Annotated in this window: 21 protein-coding genes; 8 read left to right on the plus strand and 13 right to left on the minus strand. The window is 45.0% G+C overall.

Translation table 11 applies throughout. From position 1 onward, the window contains the following. Positions 1–35 precede the first annotated feature (35 nt). The 3 genes from MHH56_RS31665 to MHH56_RS31675 all read right to left on the minus strand — a co-directional run bounded on the left by MHH56_RS31665 (position 36) and on the right by MHH56_RS31675 (position 2,473). On the minus strand, positions 36–1,241 hold the full coding sequence (locus MHH56_RS31665; RefSeq protein WP_339205492.1) for an AraC family transcriptional regulator: 1,206 nt from the start codon (positions 1,239–1,241) through the stop codon (positions 36–38). A gap of 191 nt (positions 1,242–1,432) precedes the next feature. Further along, entirely contained in the window at positions 1,433–2,260 is an 828-nt protein-coding gene (locus MHH56_RS31670) for a VanW family protein (protein ID WP_339205493.1), read from the minus strand. Between the two features lie 30 nt (positions 2,261–2,290). Next, entirely contained in the window at positions 2,291–2,473 is a 183-nt protein-coding gene (locus tag MHH56_RS31675; RefSeq protein ID WP_339205494.1) for a hypothetical protein, read from the minus strand. Between the two features lie 293 nt (positions 2,474–2,766). Here MHH56_RS31675 and MHH56_RS31680 point away from each other — a divergent pair, with 293 nt between their 5' ends. Beyond that, a complete protein-coding gene (locus MHH56_RS31680; protein ID WP_339205495.1) occupies positions 2,767–3,309 on the plus strand; it encodes a DUF5673 domain-containing protein in 543 nt (180 codons plus the stop codon). A 90-nt stretch (positions 3,310–3,399) separates the two neighbouring features. Here the strand turns inward: MHH56_RS31680 and MHH56_RS31685 are convergent, their stop codons facing one another. The 3 genes from MHH56_RS31685 to MHH56_RS31695 are packed head-to-tail and all read right to left on the minus strand — an operon-like array spanning position 3,400 to position 5,361. Next, positions 3,400–4,224: a sugar phosphate isomerase/epimerase gene (locus MHH56_RS31685; protein WP_339205496.1), complete on the minus strand. Its 825-nt coding sequence runs from the start codon at positions 4,222–4,224 to the stop codon at positions 3,400–3,402. A 19-nt stretch (positions 4,225–4,243) separates the two neighbouring features. Continuing rightward, complete coding sequence (gene yidC / locus MHH56_RS31690) at positions 4,244–5,068, minus strand: membrane protein insertase YidC (protein WP_076266344.1); 825 nt, start codon at positions 5,066–5,068, stop codon at positions 4,244–4,246. Then, complete coding sequence (locus MHH56_RS31695) at positions 5,038–5,361, minus strand: hypothetical protein (RefSeq protein ID WP_076266345.1); 324 nt, start codon at positions 5,359–5,361, stop codon at positions 5,038–5,040. The genes yidC and MHH56_RS31695 overlap by 31 nt, the downstream gene beginning before the upstream one ends. A 364-nt stretch (positions 5,362–5,725) precedes the next feature. Between MHH56_RS31695 and MHH56_RS31700 the strand changes: the two genes are divergently transcribed. Continuing rightward, entirely contained in the window at positions 5,726–7,231 is a 1,506-nt protein-coding gene (locus tag MHH56_RS31700; RefSeq protein WP_339205497.1) for an ABC transporter substrate-binding protein/permease, read from the plus strand. Then, positions 7,224–7,946, plus strand: a complete 723-nt coding sequence (locus MHH56_RS31705; protein WP_339205498.1) for an amino acid ABC transporter ATP-binding protein — start codon at positions 7,224–7,226, stop codon at positions 7,944–7,946. The genes MHH56_RS31700 and MHH56_RS31705 overlap by 8 nt, the downstream gene beginning before the upstream one ends. A gap of 88 nt (positions 7,947–8,034) precedes the next feature. On the opposite strand, the gene MHH56_RS31710 is transcribed toward MHH56_RS31705, so the two are convergent. The 6 genes from MHH56_RS31710 to MHH56_RS31735 form a co-directional block, all read right to left on the minus strand. Beyond that, positions 8,035–9,138, minus strand: coding sequence for a glycoside hydrolase family 88 protein (locus MHH56_RS31710; RefSeq protein WP_339205499.1), 1,104 nt, complete (start codon positions 9,136–9,138; stop codon positions 8,035–8,037). Positions 9,139–9,191: 53 nt separating this feature from the next. Beyond that, on the minus strand, positions 9,192–10,067 hold the full coding sequence (locus MHH56_RS31715) for a carbohydrate ABC transporter permease (RefSeq protein WP_076266349.1): 876 nt from the start codon (positions 10,065–10,067) through the stop codon (positions 9,192–9,194). Positions 10,068–10,130: 63 nt separating this feature from the next. Beyond that, entirely contained in the window at positions 10,131–11,093 is a 963-nt protein-coding gene (locus MHH56_RS31720; RefSeq protein WP_339205500.1) for a sugar ABC transporter permease, read from the minus strand. A gap of 71 nt (positions 11,094–11,164) precedes the next feature. Then, positions 11,165–12,724, minus strand: a complete 1,560-nt coding sequence (locus tag MHH56_RS31725) for an extracellular solute-binding protein (RefSeq protein WP_339205501.1) — start codon at positions 12,722–12,724, stop codon at positions 11,165–11,167. Between the two features lie 240 nt (positions 12,725–12,964). Then, a complete protein-coding gene (locus MHH56_RS31730; protein WP_076266352.1) occupies positions 12,965–13,150 on the minus strand; it encodes a hypothetical protein in 186 nt (61 codons plus the stop codon). A gap of 299 nt (positions 13,151–13,449) precedes the next feature. Next, positions 13,450–14,970 carry an extracellular solute-binding protein gene (locus tag MHH56_RS31735; protein WP_339205502.1) on the minus strand — a complete coding sequence of 507 codons (1,521 nt, stop codon included), beginning with the start codon at positions 14,968–14,970 and terminating at the stop codon, positions 13,450–13,452. Between the two features lie 145 nt (positions 14,971–15,115). Between MHH56_RS31735 and MHH56_RS31740 the strand changes: the two genes are divergently transcribed. The 5 genes from MHH56_RS31740 (at position 15,116) to MHH56_RS31760 (ending at position 22,056) form a co-directional block, all read left to right on the plus strand. Beyond that, positions 15,116–17,419 (plus strand): AraC family transcriptional regulator, encoded by a 2,304-nt coding sequence (locus tag MHH56_RS31740; protein ID WP_339205503.1) that lies wholly within the window; start codon positions 15,116–15,118, stop codon positions 17,417–17,419. A 65-nt stretch (positions 17,420–17,484) separates the two neighbouring features. Continuing rightward, entirely contained in the window at positions 17,485–18,003 is a 519-nt protein-coding gene (locus MHH56_RS31745; protein WP_339205504.1) for a DinB family protein, read from the plus strand. 121 nt (positions 18,004–18,124) lie between these two features. Continuing rightward, a complete protein-coding gene (locus MHH56_RS31750) occupies positions 18,125–18,547 on the plus strand; it encodes a DUF1284 domain-containing protein (protein WP_339205505.1) in 423 nt (140 codons plus the stop codon). 205 nt (positions 18,548–18,752) lie between these two features. Continuing rightward, positions 18,753–20,465 (plus strand): sensor histidine kinase, encoded by a 1,713-nt coding sequence (locus MHH56_RS31755; protein WP_339205506.1) that lies wholly within the window; start codon positions 18,753–18,755, stop codon positions 20,463–20,465. After that, complete coding sequence (locus MHH56_RS31760; protein ID WP_339205507.1) at positions 20,443–22,056, plus strand: response regulator; 1,614 nt, start codon at positions 20,443–20,445, stop codon at positions 22,054–22,056. The genes MHH56_RS31755 and MHH56_RS31760 overlap by 23 nt, the downstream gene beginning before the upstream one ends. Before the next feature lie 59 nt (positions 22,057–22,115). Here MHH56_RS31760 and MHH56_RS31765 read toward each other — a convergent pair whose 3' ends face one another. Next, positions 22,116–23,813, minus strand: a complete 1,698-nt coding sequence (locus MHH56_RS31765) for an extracellular solute-binding protein (protein WP_339205508.1) — start codon at positions 23,811–23,813, stop codon at positions 22,116–22,118. Positions 23,814–23,815 lie beyond the last annotated feature (2 nt).

Genomic DNA, 23,815 nt, shown 5'->3' on the forward strand with positions numbered 1-23,815 from the left:
TCTCCTCCTGTGATAACGTTTCTCATTTAAGAAGATTATATTTCATGCGCACGGGTGCTTCCATGGACTTTATCCGCATATGGGTTTGGACAATATCCTGTGAATAGAAGCAGCATCTCATCCAACATTCGGTTAACGGCAAAAGCAGAGTATTCACACCATGGATCCGAAGGAATTAGATAACTGCTGCCTTTCTCTACCGCTTTCAGCTTGCGCCATTCCGCTTGATGTTGAAGTGTTAGCCAATACGTGCGTGAAGCCCTCTCAGGACAGACCAATAACAGCAAGTGATCCGGATTAATCTCTTCAAGCTGCTTCAAGGATATTTCTTTATTGTAGAGCTTCTCTCCCTTATAAGCGGGATTCAGTCTCAAATCCTCATATAGCACATCATGAATTGCCCTGTTGCAGTACATATGAAGGCCATTGCCATTAATGCGAATTACGGCAAAAGCTTCTTTGCCAACTGCTTCTTTCATTTTCTGTTTAGCAAAAGCTGCTTTCCGATTATAGTCTTCTATCCATGCTTCGGCTTGACGGTCTCGCCCAATAAATAATGCTATTTGATGAAGCTGTTCTTGCCAGCTTGTCTGTTTTGCAGGCACAAATAACGTCGGGGCAATGCCAGCAAGCTTCTGCTTCTCCTCTTCCAGCAAAGCATCTCCTGCAACAATGGCATCCGGTCTGGCTGTTATTAACTTATTTAATTCTGTCCCGCTTTTCTCCTCGCCATAGCTCATATGCAGCTTAATCTCGTTTTGATAGACATTGTAGTAATATGGCGTCCACTTTGAATCAAGCGGAGCAGCCGCAGGTATCAAATTCAGCGCTAGCAATTGCCCCATGATAGCAGGCGAATAAGCCGCGATGCGCCGCCTAGGATTTTTTATAAAAGCAGAGGGAGAGACGCCAACCTCTTTCTTAAACTTCCGGCTAAAATAAAACTCATCGCTATAGCCTACCTTCAATGCAATTTCCCGCAGCCGCAAATCCGACTCGGTCAAGTATCTTTTGGCACGATTGATGCGAAGATTCGTTAAATAATCGATTGCGCTCTGACCGTATGTTTTTTTGAACAAGTCTACAAAATATTTTGGACTGATGTTTGCCAGTTTAGCCAGTTGGTCAACAGATAAAGGCTCATGGTAATGCTCCTCCATAAAGCTTCGGATATTCAACAAATCTACCCGCGGCGACCGAACGCGCTCCTCCTCTAGAAGACTGTTATCTGAGTCCATCATAATCCCCCTAAGCCTGCCCTAAAACAAATAGATTCATTATTTACGCAGGACGCTACTTAAATATTATTATTTTCAGTATACCAGTGGTGATAATCATTATCAATTAGCAATGCAAATAAGCCCTTTATGCGAAGGGCTTCATGTTTTTATAGTGAGTGTTAGTTCTTTGTACATCGATTTATTTTGCCAACTTATCCGTTACTGTTAATAGAATACGCTGCATCACCCAGTAGTGGTTCGTACATCATAATTGCATGATTCTCTGTAATAAACTCATCTTCTAATAACAATTTCTCTGTGTTATACACTTTTCTATATATTTTATTATGCCGGACATAACCGCCCCAAAACTCATGAGTGATCCAGTGTTCTTTTTCATATACTTCGTATGTTTTGATTCGAGGTATTTCAGCTCGCCATTCCCCAACTAAATGTGTATCCGTTAGACTCAAACACAGTTGATAGGTATGATTCGTTTCATTCTTAATCTGCAAATCCAAATAATTGTAGGAACAGGTTGCCCCGCTGCCAAAAGGCTGGTTTCGATTAGAATCCGGAAAAACATCGTAGCTGTGTCGGTACCTCTCCGTAATCGTCAGAGGAGAATGCAAGGTCATCCAATAAATTAAATTTGACAATTGGCATAACCCGCCGCCTATCCCTGTAGTCACCTTCCCATAGTGCAGAATCATGCCATCTACATAACCATCTCTTTTTGCAGGGTTCCCAATCAATCGCCAGTACGAGAAGGTTTCACCCGGTTTGATCACTAAGCCGTTTATTTTTTTCGAGGCAATTGCAAGGTTTGTAATTTTATTATGCTGCAGCCACATATCCACATCCCGCAGCTTACGAAGCAGTGGTGTGCGATGTTCAAAAACCTGATAAGGCAGAAGATCATGGTTGGGGCGATGTTTCGCAAACTTTTTCTCCCCAAAATACCAATCGAGATAACGCTTAAATCGATAATACTTTTTCCCAAAATAAATCCTTAACTGACTTCTCTTTATAGGTCGCAATGAGGTCCTAGCATCTACACCTACTTATAGTTAATCTTTTTTAGCTTTCTTTTTCATTTCAGTCCACTGAGTAAACACGAGCAAAAGGCAGCCAAAAAAGAGCAGCAGACGAAAATAAGATATTGCCTGAGTGTCTACCCACTGCTTGATCAAATCGTATCCGTAAAATAAACTTAAAGCTACTCCGATACCCATCCATATTTTATGGCTCACGATGTGCCTCCCTTGGCTCTGTAATAAAGTTTACTACTGTAGTCTGCGTTTAGCTAATGCACGCAAAACCTCTTTCGGAAATTACCAAACTATCTTTCGTTGCTTGCGCTCTTTTAAATCAAATATAATTTAAATGAAATAGGAATTTAGTCCCTTGGTACAAAAGTATTGTCATCTCTATAATCAATGGAAGAGTAACATTTCTTTTTTCACTGCTTTCAGTATCTCCTCTACCTTATCGGATATTTTCTTTTACACTAACAACTACAGCAAATATACGAGGAGCGACCGAATTGCATATCGATTTTTTGTTTACATTACTATTGAACATCCTCAGCTGCTTGATCCTCATTTGGTCCTTCTACAATGAGCATAAACAATTTCGGATATTTAAAAAATCCAAAAAAAATGTTCAAGTTTATAATCCATCTTTCCTTATTCCCGACAAAAAATTTACGCTCACGGTGCTATCATATGTAGCTATCGTTACGACCTTATGGATACTGCTTATCTTTGGTTTAACGGATATCGTTTATAAGCACTGGTTTGCGTATGTTTTTCCCATTATGCTCACCACTATATTCTCTGGCGGTAAAATCAATTATTCAATTGGTGAAGATGGCGTGTACCATGCAAAAACAGTCATCCCTTGGGAGGATGTTGTTTATTATCAATTGACGGAAACAGATCCTTTCCATACAAAATTTTCACTCGACATCCATACAAAACATCAGGTTTTTCGCGGAGTAGTTCATGCTGATTCCAAAAAAAAATTACTTGTGCTGCTTCGAAATGTTCCGACTTCAGGTAATGTAGATCAAATCCCAACTGAATAGGACGGGCTAAACCGTCTTTTCCAATATATAAAAACAAAAACAGCAGCCCTCGGGATTTCCCATGGTCTACTGTTTTTCACTTTTAAGCCCTTATACACGAGCACGAATTCCATCTATATAAGCCTTTGACTCCGCCATCTGATGCTCTTTCGCTTCTTCCATGATGATGTGTACATGCGGCTTATATTGATTCAAAAGCTTCATATACAGCTCATAATTCATCTGTCCGAGGCCAGCCGTTACGGTAGCCAGTTCGCCACTCCCGAGCAGCATGCGATCCTTCGCATGAGCCGCAATAATACGATCACCGAGCAGTTCGAACGCTTGCCCAATGACCTCATCCTGCCTCGCAAAATTAGAAGATGTCAGCAGATTGCCAGGATCAATAACGACACCGATATTGGAGGAAGGAACCTCCCCCAGCATCCGAGCCAGCTCAGGAGCAGTTCCAATTAAATGGTCGTTTGCCGCTTCTAGACCGACAAAGACGCCCCACTTCTCAGCTTCCTCTACTAACTCCTCTAATGTCGCCTTCATCACGGACCAATCTCGGTCAGTGTAGTCTCCGCCTTCATTCCGTCCCGTTTCCGCAGCTACCATTGGCGCTCCGAAATACTTCGCATAACGCAGCAGCTCCTTGAATCGATTCACATTGGCACGGCGCAGCTGCTCGTCTCGTTCAAATAAATGAACATAGCAGCCAAGCACCGAAATCGAAACGCCATGCTTATCGAACTGCTCGCCGATTGCATTCGCAAGGCCTGGGCTTAAGTTCCCAGGCTTGCTGAAATCAACATCGCTAATCGCCTTCCACAAAGCTAGCTGCACATGGCTGAAGCCGCTCTCCGCAACCTTAGGAGCGAGCTCCTTGTACGGCAAGCTTCCGAATAAATGAGCGAGTACACCGACTGACATCTGATCGTCTCCTTCAAATTTAGGCGCTGCCCTCGAGTGCGACATCCACCTTCGGCGCGTACACTTTTTTGGCTAAATAAGATTGTGCAATCATGAACAACCCACCTGTTACCCAGTAAAGTGAGATAGCAGCCGGTGCCGATAGAGCGAATACGCCCATCAGTATTGGAGATAGGTAACCCATGAAAGCCATCTGCTTCTGCTGTGCAGCATTCGCATTGGGCTGCGTCGTCTGCGAAACCTTGAATTGTACAAAATAAACGAGCGCTGCGATAATCGGCAGAACAATATCCGGCGAGCCTAGCTTAAACCAAAGAAACGAATGATCCGCCAGCTCTGGCGTAAGCTTGATCGCGGAATATAGACCCATCAAAATCGGCATCTGAATGAGCATTGGCAAACACCCGATAGCGAGCGGATTCACCTGATGCTTCTGGTAAAGCTGCATCGTTTCCTGCTGCAGCTTCTGCTTGGATGCTGCATCTGACTTGTTTTTGTATTTATCTTGGAGCTGCTTGAGCTCCGGCTGAAGGATAGCCATCTTTGTTTTCATCTGGTTCTGAGAGCGATACTGGCGCATCATGAGCGGCAGTAGAACAAGTCTGATCATAAGTGTAATGCCAATAATCGCAAAACCGTAATTTCCGCCAAACATATCAGCCAGATATTGAAGCACCGCTGATAATGGGTAAATGACATAGTGGTTAAAAATACCCGGTGTATTTCCATCAATCGTTCCACTAGCCGTACTACAACCGCTTACTAGAAGCAGACCTGCCAGCATCAAACCGGCCATTAATACACGTCCGTATTTTAAAGAAGTGAATACATTGTTCGTTTGCATAAAAATCCTCCTCGTTTGTTTGAAAATAGCTGAACAAACGAGTTGGAACAGTCTGCTATGTCATCATCTGGCGATTCTTTCCGCTTTACCTTGCGAACTAACCAATGATGCAGCGGAATTGAACGAATCAATACCTGCGGCAGCAAACTATACATTATACTTACAACCTGATTCCGTTCCCAGTACTCATAGGCACCAGAATGCAGATGCGAAGCGTAAGCATACGCTAATGAACAAAGTAAGCTGATTGAAATGAGATACGGTATGATGTCATGCAGTTCAAGCTCGAACAATGTACTCACCTCCCTTCATCTAAAAATAGTTTTCTTTCTATCTGGATATTATAACAGTAATTCTGATCAAATGACGACTGTCAAAATCTCGAATATGCAAACAAAAATGGCAGGCACTAATTTCTTCAATAAATGCAGTCTTTTCGCATAAATTATTCAGCATAAATATAAGTGGGTATTAATAAATATGCTGAAATTTTCACAAAAGCAAACCTTTGGTTATTTACAAAGGATAGTGAACACCATATAATTTCTAATGTTGCAGGCGCATACGGCTGAAACGGAGCTATTATATCAATATACACTCATCTCGTGATGACAGATAAGCCTGTTAAACCTATCAACTTAGAAGAAAGAGGACACCATGAATCGAAAAAAGCTCAAAGTCATTTATTTATCGCTTATCGTCTTTACGGTTCTGCTAATCGGACTTGGACAAGCCTTCCCTATGGGGAAAAGCAGCGCTTATTCCGTTAGTGCAGAGAGTGCATCAAGCACCACAGTTAATGGTCAAAAAAAGAAACTAATAATGGGCACATCCGCCGATTATCCACCTTACGAAAGCGTCGATGCCAAAAACAACGGCGAATTCGTTGGATTAGATATCGATATAGCCAAGTATATCACTAGTCAGCTCGGATACGAACTGGAAATCACACACATGGATTTCAATGGGCTTGTTGCTGCGCTTCAGACCGGCCGAGTCGACTTCGTCATGTCCGCAATGTCCGCCACGGATGAGCGCAGGCAAAATGTCGATTTCTCTGATACGTATTACGCTGCCCGCAATACGATTGTCTCAAAGAAGTCTGCACCGCTCGAAACAGAAGCTTCTTTATCGGGTAAACTAATCGCGACGCAGCTTGGCTCCACACAGGATCTTTACGCAGAAACGATTGAAGGAGCCACGCTTAAGAAACTTAATAAGATTCCAGATCTTATTCAAGAGCTGAACACCGGCCGCGTCGATGCGGCTATCGTAGAAGACGCTGTTGCTATTGAGATGACCAACCTTAACCCCGGTTTGGCGATGCATTTCCTGCCCGCTGAATCGGCAGAAAATGGTTATGCCATTGCATTTCCTAAGAAGTCCACTATTGTGAACGAGTTTAATGGTGTTCTTTCCGAAATGAAGGACGACGGCAAGCTCGATGAAATCGTACAGAAATGGTTTACTGCTGAGAAGGAACAATCCAATTCTCTGCTTAATTTGAACATCGACTTCAGTATACTGAAGGGATACACTCCTTACATTCTGAAGGGTGTATATGTCACGCTGCTCTTCACCTTTGTATCCGCATTATTCGGACTTGTGTGGGGTACAGTGCTTTCCCTATTCAAAATATCCGGCATTAAGCCGCTCGAGTGGTTCGCAACCGCTTATACATCTATATTCCGCGGTACGCCGCTGCTTGTACAGCTGACCATTATTTATTATGCAACGCCGCAGCTATTCAATTACGATATACCTGCATTAATGGCTGCTGGCCTTGCCTTCGGACTCAATTCAGCTGCCTATTTGTCTGAAACGATCCGCGGCGGCATAATGGCCGTGGACAAAGGACAGCGCGAGGCTGCCATTGCACTCGGCATTCCGTACCGGAAGATGATGCTTCGCATTATATTCCCGCAGGCGCTTCGTAATATTTTGCCGGCGCTCGTGAACGAATGTGTTGCTTTGCTTAAGGAATCGTCACTCGTATCTGTCATTGGGGTATCCGATTTGATGCGCCGTGCAGATGTAGTGCGCTCCACTGAGTTCCGCTCCATCGAAGTATTATTATTTATAGCTGCAATCTATTACGTGCTTGTGCTCGTCTTAACATCGTTTGCTCGAATGCTTGAAAGGAGGCTGCGCCGCAGTGATTAATGTAATCGACTTAACAAAAACCTTCGGCAAAAACCAAGTGCTAAAAGGAATTACAACAACCGTTGAAAAAGGAGAGGTCGTTGCTCTAATCGGACCATCCGGCTCAGGGAAATCCACCTTTCTACGTTGTTTAAATATGCTGGAGACACCGACTTCCGGCGTGATTACAATAGATGGAACAGCCATTACCGATCCCAAAACAAATATTGCCCGCGTGCGGCAGCGGATCGGCATGGTATTCCAGCATTTTCACCTATTCCCGCATATGACCGTGATCGACAATATTACGTTTGCTCCGATTCAGGTCAAAGGAGTATCGCAGCAGGAAGCCCGTAAGAAAGCGATGGAGCTGCTAGCTCGCGTAGGTCTCTCGGACAAAGCAGATAGTTATCCATCCCGCTTATCCGGCGGTCAGAAGCAGCGCGTTGCGATCGCAAGAAGCTTAGCGATGGAACCCGACATCCTGCTGTTCGATGAGCCAACCTCTGCGCTTGATCCTGAGATGGTCAAAGAGGTGCTTAATGTTATTCGCAGCCTTGCCGACAGCGGCATGACGATGCTTATTGTTACGCATGAAATGAAATTTGCCCGCGAAGCTGCGGATACGATTTATTTCCTAGATAACGGCAAGCTTGTTGAAAAAACGAAGCCCGAGCAGTTTTTCACTAAGCCGCAAAGCGAGAGAGCTGCACGTTTTCTGGAACAGGTGCTTTAAATTAGCTTATTAAGGATAACAGGTGCTAAGCGCACATTTAAACAAAGCTCTGCGGCTCATTCTGCCGCAGAGCTTTCTCTTTTATCCGCTACCCCATCCGATAAACAAGCGACTCCATCTCAACACATGCCATAATGAAAGCACCGACGCCGTGCAGATCGTTCTGGCTCGTTGGGCGCGTGACGTAGTTTTCATAATCGCCAGCTGAGGTGCCAATGCAAATATCCGGCAGGATGAAACGCCCCTGCTTGTCAGCCTGCACCACTCGAACAAGCCCTTCAAACCCGCGCCTTGCCGCATCCAAGCACTCATCTCCTACAAGGCCAAGCTTATAGGCTCTTGCTAGCGTATAAACGAACAAACAAGTACAAGAAGTTTCCAGCCAATTATCAGCCAAATGGCCTTTGTCCAAGACCTGATACCAGAGCCCGCTCTCTCCATCCTGATACTTAATCAGCGACTGGGAGAAATCAGCCAGCACGGCTTCCATCTCAGCACGTCCCACTTCGCCTTCCGCTATTTCATCAAGAAACTGAGCCACTGCAAGACCGTACCAACCAAGTGACCGACCCCAAAACTCTGGCGAACAGCCGGTCTCAGGATCTGCCCAAGGCATCTGCTTGCTCTCATCCCAAGCGTGATAGAGCAGCCCCGTCTTCTCATCTCTCATATAGCGGCGCATCAGCTGCTCTTGATGCAGCACCAAATCGCGCAGCCCTATATCTCCGTAGGCATTCGCATATTTTAGCGCAAATACTCCGCCCATATACAAGCCGTCCAGCCACATATTGTATGCATATTTATCCTTGTGCCAAAAGCCGCCCTCCGAGGTGCGGTGCAGCGTGTCGAACAGGCCGCGCAGCTTATCGGCTGCGATTCGGTATTTACGCTCATCGCCTTGTTCATCTAAACGGAACAATAACAGCCCCACTTGGATAGCATCCAGCTCGTCACGGGCAAAATCAAAGTTGCCGCATTCATCCACCAGCTTGTCTACGTAGCGCTTAATATAAGCAGCGTAACGTTCATCCCCCTCCGCCTGCCACAGCATCTCCATCCCGCAAAGAAACACGCCTTGGTGATAATGCCAGCGGCCAGCAGGAGGAAGCTTTTCTGGCAAATAGGTGTCCATTAATGAGTCACAAGCGGCTCTCGCCCAATCGATAGGTGTCATTTTCACATCATTTCGCATCCAAACAGTACTCCTCTCCATTTTCCACTGTAACAGTTCAAGCTCAAACAACATCAACCTTTAATCGAGCCCAGCATCGCACCCTTGGCGAAATGCTTTTGCAAGAACGGATATACGATCAGAATAGGCAGCGTCGCTACAACGATGACAGCCATCTTCACCGTCTGATCCGGCGGCGGAACCGCCGCATCCAGGTCGGAGCTGTAGTCTAGGCCGCTAGCCAGCACGACGATTTGGCGGAGCAGCACTTGAATCGGCCATTTGGCGCTGTCATCCAAGTACAGAATCGCACTGAGATACGTATTCCAATACGTGACCGCGTAAAATAATGAAATGGTAGCGATCGCGGGCATCGATAGCGGGAGCACGATACGGAACAAGATGCCAAAGTCGTTGCAGCCGTCGATTTTGGCAGATTCCTCAAGCCCTTCGGGTATATTTTGAAAAAAGTTTTTCAAAATAATAAGGTTGAATGCGCTGATTGCCGACGGAATAATGAGCGCTGCATAGCTGTCGATCAGCCCCATCTCGCGCACAACGAGGAATGTCGGAATGAGTCCGCCGCTGAACAGCATCGTAAATACGACGAGAAACATAATTCCCTTGCGTCCGTCGAGATCTCTTCGCGACAAGCCATAGGCCATCAACGCTGTTGTGAACATGCTGAACAGGGTACCGACGATCGTAACGCCGGTCGATACCGTCATGGCACGAAAAATCGTATTGGTCGAGAATATGAATTTATAGGCATCAAAGCTCCAAATCGTTGGCACGAGGATGAACTTCTTCATCGCCATCTCAGCGCTTGTGGTGAATGATCCGGCAACAACATGCAGAAACGGAAGCACCGTAACGAGCGCGATAATGGCAAGGAGCGTGAAGTTCACAATGGAAAATAGCCGCCCGCTAAACGTTTTATCCTCTACCATGCTGAATCCTCCTTAAGTTTTTGTAGTGAAGCTTCTGGCGACTTAATCTTCGAGCGCCTTATCCTAATAGATGCCTTCCTCGCCCATCTTCTTCGCGAGCCTATTTGCCGTTATTACAAGCACAAGCCCGATAAAGGATTTGAAGAAGCCAATCGCCGTGCTGTAGCTGAATTTCCCCTGTCTAAGTCCAGCCGTATAGACATAGGTATCGATAATCTCAGCAACCTCGCGATTCATCGAGTTCAGCAGCAGGTAAACATGCTCGAAGCCAAGCTCAAGCACATCGCCGATCTTTAGAATGAGCAAAATAATAATAACGCTGCGAATGGCAGGCAGCGTAATATGCCATACCTGTCTAAGCCGACCCGCTCCATCCATACGTGCTGCCTCATAGAGGCCAGGATCGACGGAGGCGATGGCCGCCAAATATATGATCGTTCCCCAACCCGCTTCCCGCCAGATCACCTGAATGATATAGGTTGGTCTGAACCACTCGGGGCTGAGCAGGAAATTGACTTTTTCGAATCCAAAGTACTCAAGCAGCTCGTTCACGATACCGCCGTCCGACGTTAGCATGACGAAGCTGATCGACACAATAATGACCCAAGACATAAAATGCGGCAAATACACAAGCGTTTGAAACGTCCGTTTGAAAAAAGAGAATCGAACCTCGTTCAGCATAAGCGCCAGCAGAATCGGGATCGGAAAATAAAACAATAAATTCATGCCAAACAGCAGCAGCGTATTCGTCAAAATGTTCAAAAAATCAGGCTCCGTGAACAAACGTTCAAAATGCTTGAAGCCAACCCACTCACTCCCGCCAATACCCTTGAACGGCTTATAGTCTTGAAAGGCAATGGCAAGCCCAAACATCGGAATATATTTAAAAATAATAAAGAAAAGCACGCCCGGCAGCAGCATGACATAGAGCCATTTGTTTTTCCAAAGCCGCTTCTTAAGCTCGCTCGTTCTAGGCTGAGGTACCCTTACCAGTTGAACCGCGTTTTCCTGATGAGCTTCTTGCATATGGGTTCTTCCTTTCCACGGGAGGTTATAGAGGCTGCTCGAGCATGCGAGCAGCCTCTATGGGCTATTCTTTATTTTTTGTAAGCAGCATTGTATTCCTCGATAATCTGAGCCCCACCGCGCTTCTTCCAATCCTCAACCGCTTTGTCGAATCCAGCCTTATCAATCGATCCATAAATATATTTGTAAGTGGCATCCTTTATAATTTCCTGAAGCTCCGTGCCTTTCTCGGTATACGTTTTCGAATCAAGCGGCGCAGTAGGATCGGCAATGGCGATTTTCTCGTTCTCGATAATGAGCTGCTCCGCATGAATTCTCGCCGGAAGCTCGTGGAAACCATCGTACATACCGTTTGTTTCCGGCTCACCAATAACGCTGTCCTTAAAGCCTTTGACCTCGCGCTCCGTCAGCTCTTTATCTGCCGATGCTTTTGCCTTGCCATCCACTACCGTATAATGAGTGCCTTCAATGCCCCAGAACATCATGTTCGCCACTTCCGGCGTCATCAGCTGATCGAAGTAAGCCAAAATTTTCTTCAGCTCGGCTTCGTCTTTAATCGCAGATTTCGGGAATAAGGCTACGTTGTTGTAGCCCGGAATGGACCACGATGCCAGCTTCCCGTCTGGTCCAGCGATCATGCTGTGTGTATCAACGACTGCGGTCGGCACGTTTTTAACAAGGTCCTTCACTAGTGAGTCGACATCCTGCATGGAGCCGATGTATACGCCTGCCTTGCCGCTCGTGAACATATTGACTTGATCTGTTTTGCTTGTCGCTGCAAAGTCTACGTTCATCGCTTTGGCGTCGCGAATTTTTTTGATAAAATCCATCGTGGCTGCATATTCAGGCGTCGTAAACTCTGGAACAAGCTGGCCGTCCCGCTCACCCCAGTTGTTCGGCGTGCCGAACCATGCGGAGGCCGTTTTGAACGCACCATATACGAGATCATTCCGGTCAGCTAAACCAATCGTGTCCGGCTTGTTGTTGCCATCCGGGTCGCCTGTCGTAAATTTCTCCATCATCGCAAACAGCTCATCCACGTTTGCCGGTGCGGCGAGGCCAAGCTTATCTGCCCAGTCCTTGCGATAAATAATGCCTTGTCGAGCAAGCGGTCTGCCGATGTATAACGAATATAGCTTGCCATCCACTTTTGTATTGTTCAAAATCTCTTCCTTCAGCTTGCTCAGGTTAGGAAACTCGCTGAAATAAGGTCCAATTTCCCAAAACTGACCGTCCCTGATCGCTTCCTTCATTTGAACGAAGGTCGCTTGGTTCTTCAAATAAGTAACCTGCGGCAGCGAGCCCGTCGCAAAGGATGCGTTCAGCTTCTCCTCATACGTGTCTGCCGGAAAAAATTGATACGTTAGTTTTGTGTTCGTCAGCTTCTCCAGCTCGTTTTTGATTGTATCTGGCGGTGTCTCTGCGATGTTAAGAGGCAGCATGATCGTAATTTCAGTCGGCTTCTCCGGCTCTGCCGGTTTGTCTGTCTCTTCCGTCTTTGCTGCGCTGTCATTGGTTGCTGCTGGCGGCGTATTATTTTTTCCATTATTGCTGCCGCTAGAACAAGCTGCGAGCAATAAACTAAATGTCAAAACTACGCCCATCAGAATCGAAAACGATTTTTTCTTCATACAGCGTTGACCTCCATATATCGTTTTGGTTGCTACCTCTTCAAGCTACCACCTGGAAGAAGAGTGCCGAAACAATCATTTGTTCATATGGCATATCGTTTTAGAGGCATCTGAGCTAATGATTATCACCGCTTCTGATGACACTTTTGACTAAATACCGCAACACAAAAAGGGTGAAGATCGCTCTTCACCCTCAAATCATGTATTTTATATGAAATGGCACTTATTTCATGGCGCCCTTTACTTCCAAGCAGAAACCTTGATCTTCTTATATTTGTTCACGAATCTTCTCTCCAGCTTCTTAAAAAAACCTTGGGTCTTTTTCTCTTCTTGTATGTTGCGCAGACCTCGTATAAGCAGCTGGTATCTCCATTCGTTATCATATCCGAGTTTATGTACTTCTTGGAAAAAATCAGGTTTCATCATACGTCACACTCCATGTCGTCTTATTCACTTTCTGCCAACACTTAAGCAGATTCTTATTATATACTGCTGTTCTATGCAATTTCTAAACAAATTACGGGATTTTTCGACAATTATATATCTTTTTTAATATAAAATCGTTATTTGTACCTAGTTCTTTATACTCATATAAATTCTCTGCTATTTTTTCTCGCAAAAAAAATAGCAGCCACGCAGGGATTAAATAGCCTGCTTAGCTGCTCTATGAATAATGATATTGCCTACTGCTCTTTTAATATGCTGTCACTTGGAATTTACTCCGATCATTGCTTCTTGAAATACGCATCCGTATACTCGCTAATCATTAAGCTGCCGCCGCTGCGCTTCCAGCGTTCCACCTCCTGATAAAATCCTTCCATACTAATCTGTCCGAGAATATATTTGTATGTCGCGTCGGAGATGATTTTGTACAGCTCCATGCTCTTCTCATCGTACGTCTTCGATTCAAGGCCAATGACCTTGTCCGTCACGAGAAACTTATCGTTATCTGCGCTGAGACGCTCCGCCATCTCCCACATCGTTTCTTTCTCTGCTACCTTCCGTACATTCGGATTGCTTAGATCGGCAATCATAAGCGGATAAAGCGCGTTGACCTCGGTTACACGCAGCTGTGACGTCTCTTCAGGCAGTAGGACCTCTTCACCCTCCATAAGATAGTGCTTGCCTTCTATCCCGTACCGCATAAGATTGGCAACATCCTTATCCATCGTACGGTCAAAGAACGCAAGCTGCTCCAGCAGCTCCTCTTCCGTCCGAATCGCCTTTTTGGAAAATAAATAAAGCCCGTTATAATTCGGAATCGACCAGACACGATACCCATCCGGTCCTTGAATGCGATTCACCAAGGTGAAGCGCGCAGCAGGATTGATCTGCTTCGCTTCATCCGAGAGCCTCTGCACGTCGGTCATGCTGCCGATATATACGCCTGCTGCACCTCGTATAATGTTAGCCCGCTGCATCTCCTTGCTCGTTACCGCAAAATCCGCGTTTATGAGCTGCTCATCATACAGCTTCTTCATGAAATTCATCGTATCCATATAGGCTGCCGTTTCGAACTCAGGAACTATCTTCTTATCGACGATACCCCAGTTGTTCGGCGTGCCGAAATAAGAGCTCAGCGTCTTAAAGGCGCCAAATACCAAATCATTACGGTCAGCCAGTCCGACGGTATCCTTTTTTCCATTACGGTCCGGGTCACCGAGCGTAAACTGCCGAATGACCTCATACAGCTCCTCAATCGTTCCTGGCTTGTCCAGCTTGAGATTATCCAGCCAGTCTTCCCTTATAATAACGCCTTGTCTAGACGATGGCCGCTCCGTGTAAAGCCCGTATATGCCGCCATCAATTGCGGATTGCCCCAAAATGCCGCTATTCAAATGCCTTAAATTCGGGAACCGCTCCAAATAAGGGCCGATCTCCCAGAAAGAGCCCGAGCGAATGGCATTTTTCACAAAAATATAATCGGTATGCTTCACGAAAGTCGCCTTCTTCAGCGAATTTGTGGAGAGAGCTGTGTTCATTTTATCTGTGTAGATGCCATCCGGTACCCAGTTAATATCAAGCTTCACATTTGTTAAATCCTCGATGAGCGCAATGATCTCTTCACTTGGCGGATGGGGAAAGTGCAGCGGTGCCATAATGGAGATCGTCGTTTTTGTGTTTGCGTCTTTTCGCTCATTTGGAGCAGAAGTAGCGGTGCATGAAGCGCAAATGAAAAGGATAAGCAGCACGATAAAAAAGCGACAGCCTGCGCGTACTCCTATGTTCCGTGAATGGATTACCACCTTAATCCCCCTTGTCTTATCAGCCTTTTCTCTTCATAATCTAAGGAAATGATTATTTGCGCGATAGATGATTATTGCTCAAAATGTATGCGTTTACTAAAATAAAGCTAATGCTCGCTCATTACTAGACAAGGTGTTGATAGCTGTGCGATCTTTAACCTTTTTAAGCAAGATGACGATCTTCGGCTTTCTGCTCAGCACGCTTCCCGTCATTTTTATCGGCGCATTCTCGTATGCGACCTCTTCCAGTGAAATTCAGAAAAATGTAAACCGTGGGAAAATGCAGCTTATCATGCAAATCAACTCCAATGTAGAGCAGAAATTGACGACTGTCAACCACACGCTGAATCAGGTTATTAACTCGACCGTGCTCAAAAAAGCGATGAATCAGCCGCTAACCGTCAACGATTTTGTGATGTATGATGACCTGCGGAACGAGATCCGCCATATGCAATCCTTTGACACCAAGCTTGAGGATGTCATCCTGATCAATGAGCGCCATAACTGGATGATCAAAAATTCCGGGCTATATTCGTTTGAACAATATGCTTATTTCGATGAGCTGTCCAGCCTTATGCATATGCCTGAAGGAACCTCATGGGTGCTTAACCCATCCAGCTGGTTTTATAGTGAGGAAGCCGCGGAAAGTGCTGCTTGCAGCTACAGCATCAGCCTCGTGAAGAAGCTGCCGACGAATGGGCTTGAAAAATACGGCTTGGCGCTCGCCAACATTCCGACCTGCAGCTTGCAGGAGCTACTTAAGAGCGATGAGGACCCTTTTTCGACCATTATGATTTTGGATGATCAATACCGTATTCTGATCCATCCCGACCAAGCATTGATCGGCAAGCCTGTGCTCGAGAGCGGACTGCATATGGGTCAGCTCACTGAGCCCTCTGGACAGTTTACACAATCGATTGAACAGAAAGATTATTCCGTCACCTATTACCGTTCCGATCTAAACGGCTGGATCTATCTCTCTGCCACGTCCATTGCCGGCATGACGAAGGAATCAAATAAAATTGGCACGTATACACTTTATGTATGTCTATTTATGCTCACGCTATCCATGCTGCTCGCTTGGATAGGCTCTCGGCATATGTATTCGCCAATTCAATTGCTGCTGAATCAAATCGGCGAGCGCCTGACTGACATTCAGAAGCGGAAAACAAATGAATTTCAAGCGATTGGGGAACGCGTCACCCATTTATTCCAGTCCAAAACCGAGCTTGAAAAAGAGGTTAGGCAGCATATTCATCAAGTGCGCACCTTCTTCTTCATGAAAGCCTTCCAAGGCAACATCAAGTCAAGTGAAATCCCGGAGAAGCTGGCTCAATTCGGCTATGACTCTCAACTAAAAGAGTGGAAAACGATGGCTGCGATTACGCTGCAAATTGATTTTCCTGATAACAGCCGTTACTCCAAAAGTGATTTGGAGCTGCTCCTATTCGCTGTCCATAACATCATCGAGGAGCTTATTCCCTTCGAGCAGCGACTTGCCCCGATCATTATGGATCAAACGATTGTGACGATTATCGGCAGCGCAGAAGTGGGCAAGGACGCTTTCCACAATGCCAAATATGCGTTAACAGAGCATCTGCAGCAGCAGATCGCAAGCTACCTAAACGTGCAGGTCAGCATTGGCATGAGCTTGCCGTTCGACTCCTTCTCATCGCTGTCGACAGCGTATAGAGAAGGCCTTGAGGCACTGAAGCAGCGCATGAAATTAGGCGAAGGCATCATTATTCAGTATGAGAATGTGAATGCCGGCAAACATTATTTGAATCTCAACTACCCAGGGCATATCGAGAATGAGCTTATCGATGCAATTAAGCTGGCCGAGAAGGATAAATCGAAGGAGCTGCTGCGAGCTTTTTTACAAGCGGTATTTGTCGTGGAGCTATCGCCGCAGGAATATCAAATTCCACTTGCCCGGCTGCTCAATAATCTGTTGATCGTTATGCAGGAATCAGGCGTAAGCCTAAACCAAATCCATCCGTTAAAGGGTTCCCTGCTGGAGGAGCTGCTTGGGCTGCATACCTCTGCCGAGATCGATGATTGGTTCTGGAGCAGCGTTGTTTATCCGATGATCAACATATTCAAGGATCGTCAGGAGGCGCAGTACCACAACATTTCGGAGAAGATCATTGACCTCGTGCAGCATCTGTACGACACCGATCTTACGCTTGAAGAATGTGCATCACGGCTCCACTATAATGCCAATTATTTAAGCAGCGTTTTCCGCAAGGAGACGAATTATTCGTTTAGCGAGTATTTGTCGATGTACCGTTTCAAAATGGCAAAACAATGGCTCGCCGACAGCGAGCTGCCAATTAAAGACATCGCTGCAAAGCTGTGTTACAATAATCCGCAAAACTTCATCCGTTCCTTCCGCAAACAAGAGGGAATTACTCCAGGGCAATACCGCTATAAAAAACGCAGTGGATAGCCGATAAAAATAATGAAAGCTTTTGGAAAATAAATGCTCTTCAATATGAATGGGAGGCTTTACGCATGACACAACGACCGTCACGGGATGAATACTTTGATTATTATGAACAGTATATCGGCCTAGTAGGCGAAGGATCTGTTACGGAATGGCTTACAAAACAGCTCGCAAGCACAACTGAATTGCTTTCCGATATTCCCGAGGAGCAGGCTAATTACCGCTATGCGGAAGGAAAATGGACGCTTAAGGAAGTCATCGGTCACATCTCGGATAATGAGCGCGTCATGAGCTACCGTTTGCTTCGAATCGCACGGGGTGACAAGACACCTCTTTCCGGCTATGATCAGGACGAATTTATGAACGGCGCCACCTTTCAAGAATGGTCTTTATCACAAATTATCGAGGATTACATCTCGGTTCGCCGGGCTACTCTCGCTTTGTTGCGCGGTTTGTCGGATGAAGCATGGCTTCGCATTGGCGTAGCTAATGGCGGCAATATCTCCGCTAGAGCTCTCGCTTACATTATTGCTGGACATGAGACTCATCATTTGAACATTATTCAAGAAAAATATTTAGAAAAATAAATCATTTACTCTAATTCGCTCATTAACCTAATGAATAGCTAGATAAATCCTATATGTAAACCTTTTATTATGATAAAATGGTTAACATATAGGATTTTTTTGCATGAGGAGCGGTACTTCTATGACAATTCGATTACGAGGACACCATCTGCTTTGTCTACTAGGCTACCGAGGTATGGGTTATTCGGATGATTTCTGCGTCAATATGACTGCTATTTACGAATTGCTGCTCGCAAAGCCTGAAACTGAAATTGAAATTATTTTAGGCCCAGACGATGTTTGCAAAGCATATCCGCCGGACAAAGCCTATCATTGCGAGGGAACCGTCTACAGCTTGGATGCAGCGATACTCGCAAAGCTTGGGCTCCAAGCAGCTGAGCGAGGAAGCTGGCAGTCCATATGTGATCGCGTAGCTGAAACGATGGTGCCTGAGGACATCAGTCATCTATGCACGACTTGTCCTTGGGAGAAATATGGCGTCTGTGCGGAGGGTGTTGGCCTCGTTAAACAAGGCAAGCCATTACCTAAATTAGGCGGTAAGTAGACCGATAGAGAAAACATCGATACAGCTAAATAGAACTAATTGAATTATTTATTCCCTACAGGCTGCGCTGAAACTGGCGCAGCCTTTTATCGAGTGCGCAAAACAAGCTGCTTAATGCCTATTTTTTGTGCAATTGCCACTATGCTTATTAAAATATAGTAAAATAGAAGATGCTGCTATTCATATTTTCGGAGGAATATTAACCATGAATGCTAGTCTTTCTATATTTCAAAAGCTGATGCTAGGGTTACTGCTCATGTTCTTCTTAATCATCATTATTTTCTGGATTATATATCGACTTAATGTAACGGATATCCAAGAAGAGCTAAAGAAAAATAAAATTGGTGAAGTCAAATTCATGACCTCTCAGCTCTCCACCCAGTTCGAGCAAGTCCTTATGAATACAACGACCATGTCTGAAGACCATTCGGTCAGGGGATATCCCTATGTCCTGCAATTCGGGGATGCCTATTCCAAGTACGAGGCCAAATTAGCTATCATTGACAAGCTCGCTCTCAACAGTGCCTCTACATCCTGGAACAACACGATCACTCTCTACTACCCAGATTTGAAGGAAACCGTGTCTTCCGACAGTACATTATCCTTCTCAACCTATAATCCGCCCTCCCAACGGCTGAATAAGTGGGTCGTGCACTGGGAGAAGGATGGTTCAGGCTATTATTCTAATTTGACCCGCAGCCATATCGGTCCATTGCTTATTGAAACGAGAGTGTCTTTGGATAATCTGCTTAAAATGATGAAGCAGTACTCTTCCGGAACCCCTTTGCTTTATGATTCTTTTAACAAAACGATTATCCAAACTGGCAATTCCCCTCTACTAGAGGATACGACAGGCCGAATTATTCCGTTAATTGAGGGCAAGAGCGGCTTTTTATCGGTCGACGACAACGGAACTGAATACCTGCTCAACTATATGAAATCTGACTTGCTTGATTTGTACTTTATAGATTACCACCCTATGCGTCAGTTCATTGAACCTATTTCTCAAAATAATATTCTTTTTATATTTTCCATCATTGTGCTGCTGCTTATTTCACTGATTTATAGCCTCGTGCTGCGCAGGCAAGTGCAGACACCTGTTATTGTACTAAGGAAGGCTATTGACAAATTTGATCGCGGTGATTTTTCTAGTCGTGTAATCGATCTTCATGCAACCGAGTTCAGAATGCTTGGCAACTCCTTTAATCGTATGGCCGAGAATACGCAGCGACTCATTGAGCAGGTGCTCGTTGCAGAGCTGGAAGTTACCGAAGCAAGGCTTAAGCAATACCAAGCTCAAATCAATCCCCATTTTTTGTATAACTGCTTGAATTATATTCAGAGTAAAGCCAGCATCGAGGACTATGAATCCGTAACTGCGATGACGCTTCATCTCGGTGCTTATTGCAGATACGTACAAAAAATTGAAAATATCGATTCTACCATTAACGAGGAGCTTGTCTTCGTTGAGCACTATTTGTCCATTTTACAGTTGCGCAAAAGGTCGATGACCTTCTCTATTGATATCCCACCAACCATGTGTATGTATCGCTTGCCTAGAATGATCCTTCAACCGCTTGTCGAGAATTGCATTCAGCATGGCATAGAACCCTCTCTGCATCCCGGACATATCAATATTAGTGCGGAGGAGGATGAGCAGTCCTTGCGTATATTGATTCAAGATAGCGGCGTCGGAATAGCGGAGGATAGACTCTCTATCGTTAATCAACATATCGAGGAACGCATATTTTCTGAGAATAAGGTAGGTACAGGCATGAGAAATGTACACCAGCGTCTCAAGCTATATTTTGGAAAAAGATCTGGGCTGACTATTCAATCAAAATTATCCGAAGGAACTTGTTATATCATTACAATTCAAAAGCAGGAGGACAACCATGCTGCAAGTATTATTAGTTGATGACGAATCCTATGTCGTCGATGATCTAGAAATTGCCTTCCCCTGGACCAAATATGGGGTTGAAAAGGTGTTTACTGCTTATTCAGGCATGCAGGCGCTTCAAATTATTGAAAGAAATTCTATTGACATTCTCATTACAGATATTGCCATGCCAGGAATGACCGGGCTAGAGCTCATTACACGGGTTAAAGAATTCAACAAGACGATTAAATGCATTCTGCTTACTGGTTATGCGGAATTCGAATATGCTCAAGAAGCGATAAAGCAAGGGGTCGTAGACTACTTAATTAAGCCGCTTGATCATAATAAGCTCGACCTCTGCCTTGAAGAAACGATCAATACCATGAAAAAGGAGATGGAGCAGACAGCGTCCTACGAGCAAGCATTGTTCACGTTCCGGGAACATCTTCCTGTTATGAAGGACAAGCTTCTTAACGAGCTGCTGCAAGGTAAGAGTTACTCTGAGGAGGCTCTTGTAAACAAGCTTTCCGGTTACTCGCTGACCTATAGGAAAGACGACGATGTCTTTCTTCTTGTCATTCGTCTGGAGGAGCATTTCAACCGCTATGGACAAAACAGCCTACTGCTTTTCGAATATGCAGTGACAAACATCGCTTGCGAGCTGCTCGAGGATTCTTTCGAGACTTGGCATTGCCGAGATGCTTATGATTATTTAATATTCACGCTCAAAGCAAAGCAAACAGACGGTTTTCAGAACTCTGAAAGCCTATTAAAGGAACTTACCAGCCGTTCACTCCAATTGCATCGTAATGTGAATGAATACTTGGGGGGCGGTATTTCGGTCATCCTTACCTATCCGGGGAAATTCAGCAGTGATCTTCGCCATATGTATGAGAATGCAGTCACAGCAATTAGAAAGCAGGTCGGAAACGGTACAGGCTATTTTCTAGCACTTGCCGAGCAGCCGCCACAGGTATCCTTCATTCGATCCATGAACGTATTATATGATCCACCTACGTTCATCCATCTCCTGGAAACCAGCCAATGGGACGGATTTGAAGACAGATTGGATCAAGTTGAGGAAGCATTCAGCGCTTTAACCGAGCAAACGGAAGAGCATCTGGATGCGATAAGAACGGTGCTCATGTCCTCCTTCCATTACATAGCTCATAGAAACAATGTTCTCCTGTCAGATGTAGCGGGAAATGAGCTTGTGTATAGACAAACGTTCCGCTCACTTTCCCAGCTTATTGAATGGGCAAAACAGCTTGTCTTAACACTAAAGGAGAAGCTGGAGAAAGACGTTTCTAGTCAACAACAAGCTATTATTCGAGAGATCCAAGTATTTATTTCATCTCATCTGTCATCCGTCAGCCTGCAATCGATAGCCGATCATGTTGCCCTTCATCCCGTTTACGTATCCAAGCTGTTTAAGCAGCTAAGCGGCAGCAGCCTGAGCGAGTATATTCTCAGTGTGAAAATGGAGCATGCCGTTGCTTTACTCCGAAATTCAACCGATCGGGTGTACGAAATTTCGGATAAGCTCGGTTATTCTAATTCACAATACTTCATTAAGGTATTCAAGGAGCATTATGGTATGACTCCACAGGATTTTCGGGATAAAACCTAGCTACATGAAATAACAGCAAGAAGGGCAGCTCATGAATGAGCCGCCCTTCTTGCTGTTATTTATTTGGACTTAATCCCATCGTACCATTTGTTAACTTCTTCCGCAATTTTCGTTCCGCCTGATGAATTGTATCTTTCAACAAAAGCATCAAACTCATCAACCGAAGCTTTATTGTAAATAATTTTGTTCAGTACTTCCTTCTCCAGCTTGCTTAGCATATCGCCTTTGGATAGCTGTGTCTCTGTAGGAGTACCAGTAAACATACTAGGCATAGTAGCATCCTTCTGATCAATAACAATCTTCGCCGCTTGTATTTGCTCTGGAATAGAGGTTGTAAGCGTCTCTTCATACGGCGTTGACGGCTTTTCACCGTTCGCCAGCTTCGCTAAGCCGTTGATACGAAGGAAAGGAATGATAGCGCCATCGAAAGTTAGTGTATACCGAATGGCATCTACCCAGCCTCCAGGGATTTTATCGCTGTCCTGCTCGCGGTAAATCTCGCCGTTTGGACCAATATCATAGTCATACCCTTTTGCGAAGCCTTTCGAGAATGGACCATCCCCAGACGGGTTTGCCCAGTTGTCAAACAGGTAGTTCTGGTAAACAAAGAATGCATCTTTATTTTTCATGTTTTTATTAATAAGAACCGCACCTGTGCTGATTGGAGTGCCATGACGGCCAACCTTGCCATCAGGACCAGCAGGCAGAGGATATGGCTTATACTCAGAGGTAGGGACATTGGTTTTCAGGTCAGGAATTGGCCAGCCTGTCATCCAATAAGGGCCAACAATGATACCTGATTTGCCAGCTGTGAAAGCTTCTGAGGCTTTTACTTCATCATACAGTCCCGACTCTTGGGAAATATAGCCCTTCTTCATCCAATCTTGCAGCTTGGCGAGTGCAGGCTTCATCTCTGGCTGAATAGAACCATAGGCAAGCTTGCCATCAGCTCCTACGTTCCATTGATTCGGCATGGTGCCGAACATTCCAAACACCCATCCTGTCTCGGACATCCAGGTATTCAAATTGTTTTTAAAGCCAACGGATAAAGCAGTCGTATCCTTCTTGCCATTGCCGTCTGGATCTTGGTTAGTAAAGGCGTCCATGACCACTTCAAGCTCATCGATCGTTTTAGGAGCCTGCAAGTTTAATTTTTTCAGCCAATCTTCACGAATGTACATAACCGGATCATTGTTGTACGCATTTTCCAAAATCGGAATTCCCATTCGTTTGCCATCACGGATGTACGGATTCCAAACCGTTGGATCCTGTGCCATCGCTTCTTTATAAGTATCGGAGGCATACTTATCGAACAGTTCTCCTGCATCCGTAAACTGGCCGCTCGAAATCAAATCGGAAATGAGTGTTGGATCACCCCGGAATGAAATAATATCCGGCATTTCCTGTCCAGAGGTAAGCATCAGTCTAAGCTTCGTTTGGTAAGCATTGTTTTGATCGCTAACCGTCCATAGGTACTTAATATCAATACCCAACGTGTCCTTTGCCCACTTTGTATGAACATTGTTATCAATGTTTTCACCATTTTTGAATTTCAAGTTAGTTGTAATAGGGAAGACCGTCGTAATGGAAACAGGCTCCACATATTTGCCGTCCTCGAACTTCGCTGAATAAAAGGAATCATCCCCGGCCTTTTCTTCTGTTTGACCGTCTTTATTACTGCCGCAAGCTGTAAGCGATGCCATCAGCATAGCCCCTGTCATGACCATGACAACCGGCTTTTTCCATTTAGTTAGCATTT

It is taken from the genome of Paenibacillus sp. FSL K6-3182 (assembly GCF_037976325.1).
Classification (GTDB): Bacteria; Bacillota; Bacilli; order Paenibacillales; family Paenibacillaceae; genus Pristimantibacillus.